The organism is Knoellia sp. B-D-2 (assembly GCF_057714695.1).
The window spans coordinates 333081-349819 of record NZ_CM173189.1 but is presented as its reverse complement, the minus strand read 5'-3'; the positions used below and the strand labels follow the sequence as shown (position 1 = coordinate 349819).

Here is a 16739-nt window from a genome sequence, read left to right as displayed (position 1 = left end):
TGCCGGCTGGCTGGCGTCCGCAGGGGTGGTCGGGTTTCTGACCAGGGTTGCGGACGCACGCGTATGCCGGTAGGCCCGGGGACGTGAAACGGGGCGGGGTCCGTGTTCGGACCTCGCCCCGTTTCGGGATGCAGCTAGGGGGTCAGCGCTTGACCTTGCCGGCCTTGAGGCAGGAGGTGCAGACGTTGAGCCGCTTCGGGGTCACGCCCTTGTCACCGACGAGAGCCTTCACGCGCTGGATGTTCGGGTTCCAGCGTCGCTTGGTGCGGCGGTGCGAGTGCGAGATGCTGTGGCCGAAGCCGGGTCCCTTGCCGCAGACATCGCAGTTGGCAGCCACGGGTGATCTCCTTGAGTCAGGTGTCATAAGAACGGCTGGGTTGCCAGCAGTCTCAGGTCGAGTGGTCCCGGTGCCCGCCCCGGAGGGGGCTCACGCGGAACCGTCAAAGCGTAGCCGAGTTCGGGTGTGGCTCCAAAACGAGTCAGGGCCGCCCGATAGCCTGCCACCGTGCCAGCCGTTCTCGACGCCGATGGAGCCCGACTCTGGGGTGCGCTGACGCGTGCCGCCTTCGCGGCGCGGCGCACCGAGATGGACGCGCTCAACGTGTTCCCGGTTCCCGACGGGGACACGGGCACCAACCTCTACCTCACGATGGACACCGCCCTCGAGGACGTCAAGCTCGCGCACGCGACCCAGGGCATCATCGGCACCGCGAGCCTCGTCGACGAGGCTCGCAACCTCTCGCGGGCCCTGCTCATGTCGGCGCGGGGGAACTCGGGAGTCATCGTCAGCCAGATCGTCGCCGGGCTGAGCGCCGTCGTCATCGAGGAGGCGCTCACCGAGCTCGATGGTCCCGCGTTGGCCCGCGCCATCACCCGGGGCGCCGAGCTCGCCCGGGCGAGCGTCGCCCACCCGCAGGAGGGCACCATCCTCAGCGTCGCCGACGCGGCGGCCGGGGCGGCCGTCGAGTCCGCCGCCGCGGGCGGCGGCGCGGTCGACGTGGCCGCCGCCGCCCTGGCCGCGGCCGAGGTCGCCCTCGCCCGCACCCCCGAGCAGCTCCCGGCCCTGGCGCACGCCGGGGTCGTCGACGCCGGCGGCGCCGGGTGCGTGCTCATGCTCGAGGCGCTGCACCGCGTGCTCACCGGGAGCTGGGGGGACGGCTCGGGCCCGCTCCACCACGCATCCGAGGACCTGCTGCCCAAGACCTCCTGGCACACCGCGCAGGGCCCCGACGACGGCGGTGCCCTCGAGGACACGGGCCAGGGGTCGGACAAGCTCGCCGCGTCGGGCTCCATCACCTCCGACAGCGGGCCAGCCTTCGAGGTCATGTTCCTGCTCGACGAGAGCGACACCGACCGGGTGCTCGAGATGAAGGCGACGCTCGACGGCCTCGGCGACTCGCTGCTCGTCGTCGGGGGGCCCGACCTCTGGAACGTCCACGTCCACGTCGACGACGTGGGGGCCGCGGTCGAGGCCGGGATCCTCGCCGGGCGCCCGCACCGGGTCAAGGTCACGCACTTCGCGACGCAGGTGGCCGCGAAGGAGACGCAGCAGGTGGCGGTCGTCGCGTGCGCCGCCGGTCCCGGCATGGCGACCATCCTCGAGGAGGCCGGGGCCACCGTCGTGCTCAGCGCGCCTGGTGCGCGGGCGTCGGCGGGGCAGCTGCTCGAGGCGATCCACGCGACTCGCGCCGGCTCGGTCGTCGTCCTCCCCAACGACAAGGACACGCTCATGGCGGCCGAGGTCGCATGCCGCGCCGCCACCGAGGAGGGCATCGTCACCGCGATCGTCCCGGCCCGCACGGCCGTCCAGGGTCTCGCGGCCCTGGCCGTCGTCGATCTCGGCAAGGGCCTGCGCGAGAACGCGATCGCCATGACGAGCGCGGCGGTGGCCACCCGCCACGGCGCCGTGTCGGTCGCCTCGCGTGAGGTGCTCACCTGGGCCGGCCACGTCACGCCCGGCGACGTCCTGGGCATCGTCAGCGGCGACGTCGCCCTCATCGGCGACGACCTGGCGACGGTCGCCCACGCCGTCCTCGACCGACTCCTCTCCGGCGGGGGCGAGCTCGTCACCCTGGTGTCGGGTGCCGACGCGGACGACGCCCTGGTCGACGCCGTCGCCGACCGGCTGGCCAAGGAGCACGGCGAGGTCGAGGTCGTCCGGATCGACGGTGGCCAGCTCGTCTACCCACTGCTCGTGGGGGTGGAGTAGACCCGTGTACACGGAGTCCACTCCGCTCACCAAGGTCCTGGCCTCCCGCGAGGCGAAGAAGTTCAAGGACTCGCGGGGGATCGTCACCGTCGGCGACCTCCTCGCCTACTGGCCGCGTCGCTACCAGAGCCCGCAGAGCAACCTCGCTGCCGCCACGGTCGGGTCCTACATCGTCGCGGTCGCCGAGGTGAAGTCCGCGACCACGCGGTCGATGAAGGCGCGGCGCGGCACGATGCTGCAGGCGGTCATCACCGACGGCAGCAAGGACCTCGAGATCACCTTCTTCAAGGCCTGGGGCCATGAGGGCAAGCTCGTGCCCGGCACCAAGGCCCTGTTCGCGGGCAAGGTCTCCTCCTTCAACAACCGCCTCCAGCTCGCGCACCCCGGCTACTCCCTGCTCAGCGACTTCGACCAGGGCGAGCGGCGCGACCTCATCCCGATCTACAAGCAGGTGGGCAACCTCCACACGTGGACGGTGACCGAGTGCGTGCGGATGGTGCTGGACCTGCTCGTCGAGAGCCCCGAGGCGATCCCCGAGGACGTGCTCGACCGCCGGGACCTGCTCGACCGGACCTCTGCGCTGCGGGGGATCCACACGCCGGAGTCGATGGCCGAGGTGGCGCAGGCGCGCCGCCGCATGTCCTACGAGGAGGCCTTCGTCCTCCAGCTCGCCCTGGCCCAGCGCCGCGCCCGGCAGGCCCAGGAGTCGACCATCGCGCGGGCACCCCGGCCGGGCGGGCTGCTCGACGCGTTCGACGCCCGGCTGCCGTTCACGCTCACCGACGGCCAGGTCGAGGTCGGGCAGACCTTGGCCACCGAGATGGCGCGGGCCGTCCCCATGCACCGGCTCCTCCAGGGCGAGGTCGGGTCGGGCAAGACGGTCATCGCCGTCCGGGCGATGCTCGCCGCGGTCGACTCCGGGGGGCAGGCGGCCCTGCTCGCCCCGACCGAGGTGCTGGCCGCCCAGCACCACCGGTCCATCACCGCGATGCTCGGCGACCTCGCCGAGGGGGGCATGCTGGGTGGGGCGGAGATGGGGACCCGCGTCACGCTGCTGACCGGCAGCATGTCCCAGCCCGCGCGTCGCCGCGCGATGCTCGACATCGCGAGTGGTGACGCCGGCATCGTCATCGGCACGCACGCCCTCATCCAGGAGCACGTGAGCTTCCAGGACCTCGCACTCGTGGTGGTCGACGAGCAGCACCGTTTCGGCGTCGAGCAGCGGGATGCGTTGCGCGGCAAGGCCGCTCAGCCTCCGCACGTCCTCGTCATGACCGCCACCCCCATTCCGCGCACGGTGGCCATGACCGTCTTCGGTGACATGGAGACGTCGACGCTCAGTGAGCTCCCCGCCGGCCGGGCGCCCATCACCACGCACGTCGTGCCCGAGGAGAAGCCCGGGTGGATGCAGCGGACGTGGGTGCGGATCGCCGAGGAGGTCGCGCAGGGTCGCCAGGCCTACGTCGTCTGCCCCCGCATCGGTGACGACGACGAGCCGGAGGAGGACGCCGAGATCTTCGCGCCCGACGGCGTCGGCGACTCCGACGGTGACGACGGCGGCGGCGAGGACGGCGAGGCACCCCCGCCCCGGCCGCTTGCCTCGGTCCGGCGCGTCCATGCCGAGCTCGTCGCCAACCCGGCACTCGCCGGGTTGCGCATCGAGATCCTCCACGGCCGGCTGCCGGCCGACGAGAAGGACGCCGTCATGCGCGACTTTGCCGCCGGGGAGATCGACGTCCTCGTCTCGACGACGGTCATCGAGGTCGGCGTCGACGTCCCCAACGCCAGCGTCATGGTCGTCATGGACGCCGACCGGTTCGGCGTCTCCCAGCTGCACCAGCTGCGCGGTCGCGTGGGGCGAGGCGGGCTGCCCGGGCTCTGCCTCCTCGTCCACGCGGGGGACGGGGAAGCCGCCCACGAGCGCCTCGACGCCGTGGCCGGCACGACCGACGGCTTTGAGCTGGCCCGCATCGACCTTCGGCAGCGGCGGGAGGGCGACATCCTCGGGTCCTCCCAGCACGGGGTCCGCAGCCAGCTCCAGTTCCTGCACGTCCTCGAGGACGAGGCCCTCATCGAGGCGGCCCGCGAGGACGCCGTCTCCGTGGTGGCCGAGGACCCCGACCTCGAGGCACATCCGCGACTCGCCGAGCTCGTCGACGCGCGCGTCGACACCGAGCAGGCGGCATACCTGGAACGAGGGTGAGGTGACCAGAGTCATCGCCGGCACGGCCGGTGGACGCGAGCTGCGCACGCCGTCCGGGCGCGGCACGCGTCCGACGAGCGACCGGGTGCGCGAGGCGCTCTTCTCCTCGCTCGAGGCGCGTGACGCGGTTTCCGGCGCGCGGGTGATGGACCTGTATGCCGGCTCCGGCGCCCTCGGTCTCGAGGCCGCGAGCCGCGGGGCCGCCGAGGTGACCCTCGTCGAGTCGGACCGTGCGGCTGCCTCCGTCATCCGGGACAACGTCGCCCGCCTGCGGCTGCACGCGACCGTGCTTTCGGTGACCGTGGCGTCGGCGCTCGAGGGGTCGGCCCGAGCCCAGGACCTCGTCCTCCTCGACCCGCCCTACGACCTCTCCGAGGACGCCCTGGCGGCCGACCTGTCGGCGCTCGTGTCCCGGGGATGGCTCGACGCGGACGCTCTGGTCGTCGTCGAGCGCTCGAAGCGCTCACCCGAGCCGGCGTGGCCGGACGCGCTCGAGCCCGAACGGGTGAAGACGTACGGCGAGACAGTCATCTGGTACGCCATCCACCGGACGCCTACCCGCCACCAAACGCCTCTGATCAGCGAGGATGGGCTGATGAGCGACTACGAGATCCCCCGACCGACCAGTGGCGACGTGCTCGACCTGATCCTCTCCGACCACCGCCTCTTCGAGGACCTCATCCGCGAGTGCCGCCGCAACGACAGCGACCGCGCCGGGGCCCGCTCCGCTCTCGCCGAGCTCATCGTGGCCCACGGCGAGGCCGAGGAGGAGAAGGTCTACCCGGCGCTGCGCCGCAAGCGCGCGATCACCGGGCACGAGCAGGAGCACGGCGAGGAGGAGCACGCCGAGATCAACGAGGCGCTCGTCGCCTTCCTTGAGGCCAAGGGCACCGACACCGACAAGTACGACTCCGCCCTGGAGGAGCTCGCGACGGTGCTCAACCACCACGCCAACGAGGAGGAGCAGACGATCCTCAACCCCGCCCGCGAGGAGGTCTCCGAACAGGCCCGGGCCACGCTCGGCGTGGAGTGGCTGTCACGCCGCAACGAGCTCCTCGAGCAGGGCTGCGCCAGCCTCGAGCAGGTCCAGGCGATCCTGCACCGCGCCGAGGAGGAGGGCGTCATCGCCTCGCCCGAGGCACGGGAGAAGGCCGACGCCATCAAGGACGAGGCGAAGGAGGAGGCCAAGAAGGTCGAGGAGGCCTCCAAGGAAGCGGCCAAGGACTAGGCAGCACCCGGCCCGGCCACGCCCCCACGCCGTAGGGTGGCGCGCGTGAGCGAGCAGCAGATCAGGCGGGCCGTCTGCCCGGGGTCCTACGACCCGGTCACCCTCGGGCACGTCGACGTGCTCGTGCGTGCCGCTCGGCTCTACGACGAGGTCGTCGTGGCCGTGCTCCACAACCCGGCCAAGCAGGGCACCTTCACGGTCGACCAGCGCATCGGCTTCATCGAGCGCTCGGTGCCCGACGACGTCCGGGGGCGCGTGCGGGTCGAGGCGTTCGCGGGCCGGCTCCTCGTCGACGTCTGCCGTGACGTCGGCGCTGACGCCATCGTCAAGGGGCTGCGCAGCGCCGCCGACTTCGCCTACGAGCTCCCCATGGCCCTGATGAACCGCCACCTCACCGGGGTCGAGACGGTGTTCCTCCCCGGCGCGCCGGAGTTCGAGCACGTGTCGAGCTCGCTCGTCAAGGAGGTGGCGCGCTTCGGGGGTGACGTCTCCGGGCTGGTGCCCGACGAGGTCCGCGACGCCCTCGTGGCCCTGCGCTCGCGCTCCTGACCGCCCCCGCCCCTGCTTGCGTCCGCAAGGGTGGTCGAGAAGGTGACCAGGGTTGCGGACGCAAGCGGACGGCATACGGGGACGTCCGCAAGGGTGGTCGAGAAGGTGACCAGGGTTGCGGACGCACGCCGGCGGGCGGGCGGGCCGCATACGGGGACGTCCGCAAGGGTGGTCGAGAAGGTGACCAGGGTTGCGGACGCCAGCGGGCGGGCGGGCGGGCCGCATACGGGGACGTCCGCAAGGGTGGTCGGGAAGGTGACCAGGGTTGCGGACGCAAGTGGGCCGAGCCGGGGTGCATTTGGGGAGGTGGACCCCCCTCCGGTACCGTGGTCAGTCGGTCTGCGTCAGCCGTGACGCGGTCCGAACCACTCGACAACGGCAAGGGCAATGACTCGTCTCGATCCACGATCTCCACTGGTGCTCGACACCAAGGAGGTCGGCCGGCGACCCGGCTCGATGGCGGAGCTCTCTCGTACGGTCGGGGCACCAGCTGATTTCGGCACGGAGGTGCTGCGCGTCACCGAGGGGGAACCCTTGGAGCTCGCCGCGCGGCTCGAGTCCGTCGTCGAGGGCATCCTGGTCACCGGTTCGGTCCACGCGACGGCGACCGGCGCCTGCGTGCGGTGCCTGGATCCGATCAGTCACGAGGTGACTGGCCGCTTCCAGGAGCTGTTCGCCTACGCCGATCGCAACGCCCACCACCAAGAGGTGGGCGACGAGGACGCAGCCGAGGTGCACCTCATCGAGGACGGTCTCATCGACCTCGACGAAGTGCTCCGGGACGCAGTGGTGCCGTCACTGCCGTTCCAGCCCGTGTGTCGCCCGGACTGCCCGGGGTTGTGTTCCGAATGCGGGATGCGCCTCGAGGAGGACCCGGACCACACACACGACGTGATCGACCCCAGGTGGGCGGCTCTCACGGACCTCGTGTCCGAGCCCTCCACGACGCAGACTTCAGATAGGACCTGACATGGCTGTTCCGAAGCGGAAAGTGTCGCGCTCCAACACCCGCCACCGCCGTGCCAACTGGAAGGCCACCCCGGTCACCCTGACCGCGTGCCCGCAGTGCAAGGCCCCGACGCAGCCGCACGTCGCGTGCCCGTCGTGCGGGACCTACAAGGGACGCCACTACGGCGTGGCCGAGCGCACCGAACACCAGGGCTGAGACCCACCCTCATGGGTAGGGGCTCGCACAGCCCTGAGGCACTTACGCCGCGGCGCCCCGTCGCCGAGCTCCACCAGCACCTCACCGAGGTGACCGGTGGGCTCATCGACGAGGCGCTGCTCGCGCGTGCCCTGACGCACCGGTCGTTCGCCTACGAGGCGGGGGGCGTACCGCACAACGAGCGGCTGGAGTTCCTCGGCGACTCCGTGCTGGGCCTCGTCGTCACCGACACGCTCTACTCGACCCATCCCGAGCTCACCGAGGGCAACCTCGCGAAGCTGCGCGCCGCGGTCGTCAACATGCGCGCGCTCGCGGCGGTCGGTCGCACCCTCGGGCTCGGTGACTACCTCCACCTCGGCCGGGGTGAGGAGGCCACCGGCGGGCGCGACAAGGACTCGATCCTCGCGGACACCGTCGAGGCGGTCATCGGTGCCACCTACTCGAGTGCCGGGATGGCCGCCGCCGACGCCCTCGTGCACCACCTGCTCGACCCCCTCATGGCCAGCTCGGCGACCCTCGGGGCCGGGCTGGACTGGAAGACGAGCCTGCAGGAGATCAGCGCGATGCACTCCGCCGGCTCCGTCGAGTACGCCCTCGAGGAGGAGGGGCCGGAGCACGCCAAGACGTTCAGCGCCCGCGTCCTCGTCGGGGGGACCGAGCACGGCCGCGGTGTCGGCCGCACGAAGAAGGACGCCGAGCAGCAGGCCGCCGCCCAGGCCTGGGAGACCCTGCGCGAGCGCCACGGTGCCGGCCTTTCCACCGCGCCCCTGCCCGACCTCTCCTGACCCGAGGCGAGCCCACGTGCCCGAGCTTCCCGAGGTCGAGGTCGTCCGTCGCGGCCTCGCCGACCACGTCGTCGGCCGCCGCATCGCCTCCGCCTCGTTCACCGGGGTCCGGGTCGCCCGCCGGCACGTTCCCGGGCCGCTCCACCTCGCCGAGCAGGTCACCGGCCTCGACGTCACCCAGGCGCGGCGCCGCGGCAAGTACCTCTGGCTCGTCCTCGGCGGCGCCGGACACCCGGTGCTCGGCCTCATCGCCCACCTCGGCATGAGCGGACAGCTCCTCGTGGAGGCTGCGGATGCCCCGGACGAGAAGCACCTGCACGCGCGGTTCACCTTCGCCGACGGTGGTCCCGAGCTCCGCTTCGTCGACCAGCGGACCTTCGGCGGGTTCGCCCTCGACGACCTCGGCGACGATGGCGTGCCCCACCAGATCCGGCACATCGCGCCGGACCCCTTCGAACCGGTCTACGACCAGCGAGCGGTCGTGCGCCGGATCAAGGCCAGCGACAGCGCCGTCAAGCGGATGCTGCTGCACCAGGGCGTCGTGTCGGGGATCGGCAACATCTACGCCGACGAGGCGCTGTGGCGCGCGCAGGTCCACGGCGAGCGGCCGTCGAGCAGCCTCACCAAGCCCACCATCTCCCGGGTGCTCGACCACGCCCGTGAGGTGATGGCGGCGGCGCTGGACCAGGGCGGCACGAGCTTCGACGCGCTCTACGTCAACGTCAACGGCGCCTCGGGCTACTTCGACCGCTCGCTGCACGCCTACGGGCAGGAGGTCGAGCCGTGCGCACGGTGCGGGACGCCGATCCGGCGGGAGCAGTTCATGAACCGCTCGTCGTTCTCGTGCCCCCGGTGCCAGCCCCCGCCCCGCCGAACCGCTCGCCGCTGACCCGCAGGCCCGGTGATGACCGGGCAGCCGAATGTCCCTGTTCTCGTCCGGCCACGAGCCGTGGCCCGCGCAGGTTCGACCGCTCCTCGCTCAGGCGGGAGTGTGGTTCTGGGACCACGCCGTGGTGACGAGCTCGCGCAGGACCTCGAGGTCGACCTCGGAGAGCCGCTTGAGGTAGAGGCAGCCCCTGCCGGTCGTGTGCGGCCCGAGGCGGTCGAGCACGTCGGCCTGCGTGCCGTCGTACGTCAGGCCGTAGAGGGTCAGGGCCGCCTTGCGGGCGGCGAGGCCGACGGCGAACCACTCGCGCTCCTTGCCGTCGGCCGTGCGGTAGGGCTGGCGGCCGAACCCGACCATGGACCCACCCCAGAGGACCGGCTCGGCCCCCGTCACCTCGCGCATCAACGCGAGCACGGCCCGGGCGTCCTCGCGCCGGGCTGCGGGCTCGACGGTCGCGAGGTGGGCGTCGACGTCGCCGGTGGTCGGCCGCGTCGACCGGTCGCCGTGGTCCGTTGGGGTGGGAACGGTCATGGGACGGGAAGCTCCTTGAGCGTGACGGGCCGGCCGGTGTGCCGGGTGCTGAGGTCTGCGAACGCCTGACGGACCGTCTTGGCGTAGAGGTGCGCGCCGACGAGCGAGGGGTGCATGCCGTCGGACTGGAGCTGGCCGGTGGTGCCCTCGAGGGCGGCGTCCCAGTCGGCCATCGCGACGTTGTCGCGCCCCGCGACGAGCTCTCGCAGCGCGGCGTTGTCGCCGGCGATGCGGTTGATCCGCCCGTGGAGGGTGACGACGACGACCATCCGGTCGGGCCCGAGGGCGTCCAGGGTCGCCTCGGCCCGTTGAAGGTCGGTGCCGGCGTTGGTGCCCAGGGCGAGGACCACGGCCCGACGGTTGGCGTCGCCCCGCTTGGTCACCACGGACAGGCCCTCGGCCCACTGCCGGTTGGACCGGGCGTCGAGCCGTATGCCGGGGAAGTAGTAGCGCAGCGCGTGGACGCTGCCCACCATCATCGAGTCGCCGTAGCCGTCGATCTCGGCCCCGGTCGGCATCGCCCAGGTCTGCGTGACCGGTGCCGGCTTCCGGTTCGGGCTCGCCGAGGCGCCGGGCGTCGGCGACGCCCCGCCGGACGACGCGGGGACGGCGGGGGAGGACGTGGGCTGCGCAGCCGCCGAGTTGGCTTCCAGAAGCTGCTCGACGGAGGTCCGGGTCGGGACGGTGAGCAGGACCGTGGTGAGCACGATGGCGAGGACGACGACCCCGGCCCACACCGCGCGGGCGGTGCGGGTGCCGGCATACCGGATCGTGTGGAGCAGGTGGCGGGCGCTGCCGCGGAAGCCGCGCTCACGCACCGGCGTCTCGAGGAGCCGGAAGGACAGGTCGGCGATGGCGACGGTGACGACGACGCACCACACGCGGGACCAGAGGTAGCCGTCGGCCGAGCGGGCCGCCCAGGGCAGGTCCGCCTCGACGATGAGGATGACCGGCCAGTGCCAGAGGTAGAGACCGTAGGACCGCTCACCGACCCAGCGCAGGGCGGGCCGGTCGAGGAAGGAACGCAGGGGCCCGGGACGCTCGACGACGCCGAGCACGAGGAGGGTCGTGGCCAGCGACGCGGCGAGGATGCCGCCGCGGAACGTCCACGGCGTCGACTCGTCGAGGAGCGCGAGCAGCGCCACGAGCACGAGCCCCGATCCGACGAGCAGCGGGCGGCGGGCCCGCTCCCAGCCGGGGGTCGACGTCCACGCCCGGTGCGGCGCGGCCCACGCGAAGGCGAGGGCGGCGCCGAGCATGAGGCCCATGAGGTGGGTGTCGGTGCCGTAGTAGACGCGGGTCGCGCCGAGCGCCGGGTCGTAGCGGGTGGCCATGAGGACGGCCGACCCGAGGGCCAGGGCGACGGTGACACCGGCCCGCGCGCGGGACGACGGCGCGACCCGGAGCAGCACGAGGGCGACCAGCGGCCACACGAGGTAGAACTGCTCCTCGACGGCCAGTGACCAGAGGTTCATGAGGAGCTGGGGTGCGGTGCCGTGGAAGTAGTCGGAGCCGGCGGCGATCTCGAGCCAGTTGCTCGTGAAGGTCAGCGCCCCCAGCGCCTGACGGCGGATGCCGACGAGCAGGTCGGCCTCGACGAGCCGGGCGAGCAGGATGACGCTGGGCACGAGGACGAGCAGGGCCGGGAGGAGGCGACGGGCGCGGCGCGTCCAGAACCCGGCCAGGTCGATCCGGCCGTCGCGGGCGTACTCGCGCACGAGCAGCGTCGTGATGAGGAAGCCCGAGATGACGAAGAAGACGTCGACGCCGAGGAAGCCCCCCGGCAGCCAGCGCGGGTCGAGGTGGAAGGCGAGCACGGCGAGGATCGCGACGGCCCGCAGCCCGTCGAGGCCGGGCAGCCGGCCCGACGGACGGACCGGAGCCGGACGGCTCCGGCTCGCCGCGGCCCCCAGCGATGGGCTGTCCACGCTCATGCCCACAGGCTAGGGAGGTGCACCGACAGGGGCGTGGAGGCGCGCGGGCCCACGACCGACCTACGATCGCGCCATGGAGAGCAGCGGTGACCTCGACGCCGACCGTCCCCGCGCCCTCAGGGCGACGGTGACCGTCCGGGGCCGGGTGCAGGGGGTGGGGTTCCGGTGGTGGGCCCGGGCCCGCGCGCTCGAGCTGGGTCTCGTCGGCCACGCCCGCAACACGAGCGACGGGCGCGTCGAGGTGGTCGTCCAGGGCCCGCGGGACGCGGTCGACCGGATGGTCGCCCTGCTCCGCGAGGAGCCGAGCACGACGGAGCGTCCCGGCCGGGTCACCGCGGTGTCGACCCCGATCGAGAGCGCCCCGCGCGCGGACGTCACCTCCTTCGTCGAGAGGTGACGGCACGGCGCGCGCGCACGGCGCACGGCGCGAGGCGGGCGGCGGGCGCACGGCATACCGGGTCGTGGGACGCGTCGCCCGAGGCCGGATGGCGTTCCTACGATGGGACGATGAGCGACGTCCCCCCCGAGCTGGCCCGGCTGCGGTCGAGCATCGACAACATCGACGCGGCCCTCGTGCACCTGCTCGCCGAACGGTTCAAGTGCACCCAGCAGGTCGGCGAGCTCAAGGCCGTCGAGGGCATGCCCCCGGCCGACCCGGCCCGCGAGGAGCGGCAGATCGGCCGGCTGCGGGCGCTGGCCGACGAGAGCGGCCTCGACCCCGAGTTCGCCGAGAAGTTCATCAACTTCGTCATCGCCGAGGTCATCCACCACCACGAGTCGATCGCCAAGGGCTGAGCCGCCCGCGCGCCGGCACGACAGTCACTCCGGCCCCACCCGGCCCACCCGTCACAGGCAACGCAGGGCCTCCCGCAGGTCCGGGGCCCGGCTGCGACCCGCCGGTACAGTGAGCGCTCAGCCCGCCGCCCCCGAGGAACCGAGAGCCACCGCGTGTACGTCAAGAGCCTGACCCTCAAGGGGTTCAAGTCCTTCGCCTCGGCGACGACGCTGCGCCTCGAGCCGGGCATCACGTGCATCGTCGGTCCCAACGGGTCGGGCAAGTCCAACGTCGTCGACGCCCTCGCCTGGGTCATGGGCGAGCAGGGGGCCAAGAGCCTGCGCGGCGGCAAGATGGAGGACGTCATCTTCGCCGGCACCGCCGGGCGCCCCCCGCTGGGTCGCGCCGAGGTCAGCCTGACGATCGACAACACCGACGGCGCCCTGCCGATCGACTACACCGAGGTGACGATCACCCGGACGATGTTCCGCAACGGCGGCTCCGAGTACGCCATCAATGGGACCGCCTCCCGATTACTTGATATCCAGGAGCTCCTGTCCGACAGCGGGATCGGCCGCGAGATGCACGTCATCGTCGGCCAGGGCCAGCTCGACGCCGTGCTCCGCGCGACCCCGGAGGAGCGCCGCGGCTTCATCGAGGAGGCGGCCGGCGTCCTCAAGCACCGCAAGCGCAAGGAGCGCGCGCTGCGCAAGCTCGACGCGATGGAGCTCAACCTCACGCGCGTCCACGACCTCACCGGTGAGATCCGCCGCCAGCTCGGTCCGCTGGGTCGCCAGGCCGAGGCGGCGCGCAAGGCCGCCACGATCCAGGCCGACGTCCGCGACGCGCGGCTGCGCCTCGTCGCGGACGACCTCGTGCAGCTGACCTCGACTCTCGAGCAGGAGGTCGCCGACGAGACCGCGCTCATCGCGCGTCGCACCGCGGTCGAGAACGCCCTCGAGGGCGTGCGCTCGCGGCTCACCGAGGTGGAGCGCCAGGCCGCCGACGCCGCGCCCGAGCTCGGCCGCGCCCAGGACCGCTTCGTCCGGCTGCAGTCCCTGCGCGACCGGCTCGAGTCGACCGCCTCCGTCGCGCGCGAGCGGGTCCGCCTCCTCGGCCAGGACGACGTCGACGAGACCACGTCGGGCCGTGACCCCGAGGAGCTGCGCGCGCAGGCCGTGCAGGCCCGCGAGGCCGAGCAGAAGCTGCTCGCCGAGGTCGCGACGGCCGCCGACGAGCTCGCCGCCGCCGTGGGCGCCCGCGAGGACGCGGAGAAGGCGTATGCCGTGGAGCAGGACCGGCTCGCGCGTCTCGCCCGTGCCGCGGCCGACCGCCGCGAGGGGCTCGCCAAGCTCGCCGGCCAGGTCGGCGCCCGGCGCAGTCGCATCGAGGCCGGCGAGGCCGAGATCGGCCGCCTCCGCGGGATCATCGAGGCCTCCCTGGCGCGCGCCACCGACGCCGAGCGCGACTTCTCCCGCCTCGAGGGCACCGTCGCCAACGACGAGGAGGGCGAGCAGGGTCTCGACAGCGCCTACGAGACCGCAGCCGAGGAGCTCGCCGATGTCGAGGCCCGGATCGCCGCGCTGGAGGCCACCGAGCGCGAGGCCGAGCGGGCCCGCTCCGCCGCAGCCGCCCGGGTCGAGGCGCTCGGGCTCAGCCTGCGGCGCAAGGACGGCGCGGCCGCCCTGCTCGCCGCCTCCGACGACCGCCACGGCATCGTCGGCACCGTCGCCTCCCTGCTCCAGGTCAGCGGCGGCCACGAGGCCGCCGTCGCGGCCGCCCTCGGCTGGGCGTCCGAGGCCCTCGCCGTCGGCACCGCCGACCAGGCTGCCCGCGCCGTCGACGCGCTGCGCGACGACGACCACGGCCGCGCCACGCTCCTCGTCGGCGACACCGCCGCGCCATCCGACCGCGCCTCGTGGCCGAGCATCGACGGGCCTGCCGTCTGGGCGCGCGACGTCGTGTCGGCGCCTGCCGCCGTCCTTCCGGCCGTCGAGCAGCTCCTCGACCGGGTCGCCCTCGTCCCCAACGCCGAGCACGCGCTCGCCCTCGTCGCCCGCGGGGAGGGCATCACTGCGGTCACCGAGCACGGCGACGTCTACGCGCCCGGGTGGGTGCGCGGGGGGTCGAGCAGCGGAGAGTCGCTCCTCGAGATCCAGTCCGCCCTCGACGAGGCGCAGGCCGAGGCCGCCGCGGCGACGACGTCGGGGGAGCGGACCCGCTTCGCCCTCGCCGCCCAGCGCGAGCAGCACGCCGCGGTGTCGGAGCGCGTCGAGGCCGCCCTCGACGCCCTGCACGACAGCGACGCCCGCATGGCGGCGGTCGCCGAGCAGCTCGGCGGCCTGCAGTCGACGATCCGCTCGAGCCGCGCCGAGGTCGAGCGCACCGAGCGCACCATCACCGTCGCCGAGGCCGCCCTCGAGTCGGACCGCGTGGAAGAGGCAGCGCTCACAGCACGCCTGGAAGAGGCCGGCGCCGAGCCGACCGAGTCCGAGGACCCCTCGACCGACGAGCGCGACGGGCTCGAGCTCGCCGCCAGCCGGGCTCGCACCGCCGAGACCGAGCTGCGGCTCACCCTGCGCACCCGTGAGGAGCGGGCGCGCTCGCTCAAGGGCCGGGCCGACTCCCTCGAGGGCGCGGCCCGCAACGAGATCCAGGCCCGTGAGCGCCTCCGCCAACGGCAGGAACGCCGCCGCCGCGAGGCGACGGTCGCCGACGCGGTGAGCCGTGCCGCGGCATACGCCACGGACCGGATGGCGACCGCGCTGGCACGCGCCGCCCGGCTGCGCGAGGACGGCGAACGCCAGCGCGCCGAGCGCGACGCGGCGGCGCAGGCGCTGCGCGCCGAGATGGCCACGCACCAGGACGAGCTGCGCGAGCTCACCGACTCCGCGCACCGCGACGAGGTCGCGCGCGCCCGGCAGGTCGCCCGCATCGAGCAGCTGCAGGCCCGGGCCGTCGAGGAGCTCGGCATCGACCCCGACGTCCTCATGGAGGACTACGGACCGCACCAGCCGATCCCGTTCGTCGCCGGGCCCGACCACGAGGGCGAGCTGCCGGCGCCCGCACCGTTCGTGCGCGACGAGCAGGAGAAGCGACTGCGCAAGGCCGAGCGCGGACTGTCCGCCCTGGGCCGGGTCAACCCGCTCGCGCTCGAGGAGTTCGCGGCCCTCGAGGAGCGGCACGCGTTCCTCACCGAGCAGCTCGAGGACCTCAAGAAGTCCAAGCGCGACCTCCTCGACATCGTCCGGTCCGTCGACGAGCGCGTCGAGCAGGTCTTCACCGAGGCCTTCCACGACACCGCCGAGCAGTTCGAGCACGTCTTCCAGCGGCTCTTCCCCGGTGGCGCGGGCCAGCTCGTGCTCACCGACCCGAGCAACATGCTCACCACCGGCATCGAGGTCGAGGCCCGTCCGCCCGGCAAGAAGGTCAAGCGGCTCTCGTTGCTCTCCGGCGGGGAGCGCTCGCTCGTCGCCGTGGCCATCCTCGTCGCGATCTTCAAGGCGCGGCCGAGCCCGTTCTACATCATGGACGAGGTCGAGGCAGCCCTCGACGACACCAACCTCGGCCGCCTCATCACGCTCTTCGACGAGCTCCGCAGCTCGAGCCAGCTCATCGTCATCACCCACCAGAAGAAGACGATGGAGATCGCCGACGCCCTCTACGGCGTGAGCATGCGGGGCGACGGCATCACGACCGTCGTGTCGCAGCGCATCCGCGACGTCGCCGCGACCGCCTGACGCCGGTCAGTCGGAGGGGATGCGCCCGAACGTCCCGAGCGGCCAGATCCGCAGCACGACCGGGCCGACGACGCGGTTCACGGGCACGAACCGGGCGCAGCCCGAGGCGTCGACGCCGCCGCGGCAGTTGACGACCGAGTCGGCCGACTGCGAGCGGTGGTCCCCGAGGACGAGGAGCCGGTCGGTGGGCACCCGGATCTCCGGGAAGCAGCGGGACGACCGGGGCGTCGAGGAGCAGGTCAGCTCCGGGGCGCGGAAGGTGTGGTCCTCGAAGACGTAGGGCTCGTCGAGCGGGTCGCCCTCGACGACGACCCGGCCCTGCTCGTCGCAGCACTCGACGCGGTCGCCGGGCATGCCGATGACGCGCTTGACGGTGTATGCCGTGTTGGACGGCCCGATGCCCGTGACGTCACCGACCCGCTTCGCGGCGGCGAGCAGCGAGTTCCCCGAGCGGGGAAGCGTGGAGTCCTGCCAGGTCGCGCCGTGGGAGAAGACGACGATGTCGCCGCGCTCCACGGTCGTGTCGGTCCGGTTGACGAGGATCCGGTCGCCGATCCGCAGCGTCTGCTCCATCGACTGCGACGGCACCCCGAACGGCTTGACGAGGAAGGCCTGCACGAGGGCGACGGCGACGACGGCGAGGACGATCTCGAAGCCCACCGGGAGCCTGCGACGCTGCCGCTGGCCCTCCCGGGGTGGGGTCGTCGCACTCACGCGGTGGAGCCTACGCGGAC

The 16739-nt window shown here is 73.0% G+C and carries 15 protein-coding genes; 11 read left to right on the top strand and 4 right to left on the bottom strand.

The window, feature by feature from the left end; translation table 11 throughout:
- Nucleotides 1-142: 142 nt before the first annotated feature.
- A complete protein-coding gene (gene rpmB / locus AC3EU2_RS01645) occupies nt 143-337 on the bottom strand; it encodes a 50S ribosomal protein L28 (RefSeq protein ID WP_009778186.1) in 195 nt (64 codons plus the stop codon).
- A gap of 168 nt (nt 338-505) precedes the next feature.
- On the opposite strand from rpmB, the gene AC3EU2_RS01640 reads away from it, so the two are divergent.
- The 8 genes from AC3EU2_RS01640 (at nt 506) to mutM (ending at nt 9028) form a co-directional block, all read left to right on the top strand.
- Nucleotides 506-2209 (top strand): DAK2 domain-containing protein, encoded by a 1704-nt coding sequence (locus AC3EU2_RS01640; RefSeq protein ID WP_488178008.1) that lies wholly within the window; start codon nt 506-508, stop codon nt 2207-2209.
- Nucleotides 2210-2213: 4 nt separating this feature from the next.
- Nucleotides 2214-4412, top strand: a complete 2199-nt coding sequence (locus AC3EU2_RS01635) for an ATP-dependent DNA helicase RecG (RefSeq protein WP_488178007.1) — start codon at nt 2214-2216, stop codon at nt 4410-4412.
- Nucleotide 4413: 1 nt separating this feature from the next.
- Nucleotides 4414-5640 carry a 16S rRNA (guanine(966)-N(2))-methyltransferase RsmD gene (rsmD, locus tag AC3EU2_RS01630; protein ID WP_488178006.1) on the top strand — a complete coding sequence of 409 codons (1227 nt, stop codon included), beginning with the start codon at nt 4414-4416 and terminating at the stop codon, nt 5638-5640.
- A gap of 45 nt (nt 5641-5685) precedes the next feature.
- Complete coding sequence (coaD, locus tag AC3EU2_RS01625) at nt 5686-6189, top strand: pantetheine-phosphate adenylyltransferase (RefSeq protein WP_488178005.1); 504 nt, start codon at nt 5686-5688, stop codon at nt 6187-6189.
- 387 nt (nt 6190-6576) lie between these two features.
- The gene (locus AC3EU2_RS01620) at nt 6577-7158 is read left to right on the top strand and encodes a YceD family protein (protein WP_488178004.1); all 582 of its coding nucleotides are present in this window, start codon (nt 6577-6579) and stop codon (nt 7156-7158) included.
- A gap of 1 nt (nt 7159) precedes the next feature.
- A complete protein-coding gene (rpmF, locus tag AC3EU2_RS01615; RefSeq protein WP_488178003.1) occupies nt 7160-7354 on the top strand; it encodes a 50S ribosomal protein L32 in 195 nt (64 codons plus the stop codon).
- Between the two features lie 11 nt (nt 7355-7365).
- Nucleotides 7366-8139: a ribonuclease III gene (gene rnc, locus AC3EU2_RS01610; protein ID WP_488178002.1), complete on the top strand. Its 774-nt coding sequence runs from the start codon at nt 7366-7368 to the stop codon at nt 8137-8139.
- Between the two features lie 16 nt (nt 8140-8155).
- Nucleotides 8156-9028 (top strand): bifunctional DNA-formamidopyrimidine glycosylase/DNA-(apurinic or apyrimidinic site) lyase, encoded by an 873-nt coding sequence (gene mutM, locus AC3EU2_RS01605; protein ID WP_488178001.1) that lies wholly within the window; start codon nt 8156-8158, stop codon nt 9026-9028.
- A gap of 90 nt (nt 9029-9118) precedes the next feature.
- Here the strand turns inward: mutM and AC3EU2_RS01600 are convergent, their stop codons facing one another.
- Nucleotides 9119-9556 (bottom strand): DUF1801 domain-containing protein, encoded by a 438-nt coding sequence (locus AC3EU2_RS01600; protein WP_488178000.1) that lies wholly within the window; start codon nt 9554-9556, stop codon nt 9119-9121.
- Nucleotides 9553-11490, bottom strand: coding sequence for an acyltransferase family protein (locus tag AC3EU2_RS01595; RefSeq protein WP_488177999.1), 1938 nt, complete (start codon nt 11488-11490; stop codon nt 9553-9555). Before AC3EU2_RS01595 ends, AC3EU2_RS01600 begins: the two co-directional genes overlap by 4 nt.
- A 73-nt stretch (nt 11491-11563) precedes the next feature.
- Between AC3EU2_RS01595 and AC3EU2_RS01590 the strand changes: the two genes are divergently transcribed.
- From AC3EU2_RS01590 to smc, 3 genes are all read left to right on the top strand, one after another.
- The gene (locus AC3EU2_RS01590; RefSeq protein WP_488177998.1) at nt 11564-11887 is read left to right on the top strand and encodes an acylphosphatase; all 324 of its coding nucleotides are present in this window, start codon (nt 11564-11566) and stop codon (nt 11885-11887) included.
- A 110-nt stretch (nt 11888-11997) separates the two neighbouring features.
- Complete coding sequence (locus AC3EU2_RS01585) at nt 11998-12285, top strand: chorismate mutase (RefSeq protein WP_488177997.1); 288 nt, start codon at nt 11998-12000, stop codon at nt 12283-12285.
- A 153-nt stretch (nt 12286-12438) separates the two neighbouring features.
- A complete protein-coding gene (gene smc / locus AC3EU2_RS01580) occupies nt 12439-16005 on the top strand; it encodes a chromosome segregation protein SMC (RefSeq protein WP_488177996.1) in 3567 nt (1188 codons plus the stop codon).
- A gap of 6 nt (nt 16006-16011) precedes the next feature.
- On the opposite strand, the gene lepB is transcribed toward smc, so the two are convergent.
- Nucleotides 16012-16719 carry a signal peptidase I gene (lepB, locus tag AC3EU2_RS01575; RefSeq protein ID WP_488177995.1) on the bottom strand — a complete coding sequence of 236 codons (708 nt, stop codon included), beginning with the start codon at nt 16717-16719 and terminating at the stop codon, nt 16012-16014.
- Nucleotides 16720-16739: the final 20 nt, after the last annotated feature.

Coding starts and splice junctions, on each gene's coding strand:
- AC3EU2_RS01620 (WP_488178004.1), top strand. CDS start 6,577: ATGACTCGTCTCGATCCACGATCTCCACTGGTGCTCGACACCAAGGAG.
- rpmF (WP_488178003.1), top strand. CDS start 7,160: ATGGCTGTTCCGAAGCGGAAAGTGTCGCGCTCCAACACCCGCCACCGC.
- rnc (WP_488178002.1), top strand. CDS start 7,366: ATGGGTAGGGGCTCGCACAGCCCTGAGGCACTTACGCCGCGGCGCCCC.
- AC3EU2_RS01600 (WP_488178000.1), bottom strand. CDS start 9,556: ATGACCGTTCCCACCCCAACGGACCACGGCGACCGGTCGACGCGGCCG.
- AC3EU2_RS01595 (WP_488177999.1), bottom strand. CDS start 11,490: ATGAGCGTGGACAGCCCATCGCTGGGGGCCGCGGCGAGCCGGAGCCGT.
- AC3EU2_RS01590 (WP_488177998.1), top strand. CDS start 11,564: ATGGAGAGCAGCGGTGACCTCGACGCCGACCGTCCCCGCGCCCTCAGG.
- AC3EU2_RS01585 (WP_488177997.1), top strand. CDS start 11,998: ATGAGCGACGTCCCCCCCGAGCTGGCCCGGCTGCGGTCGAGCATCGAC.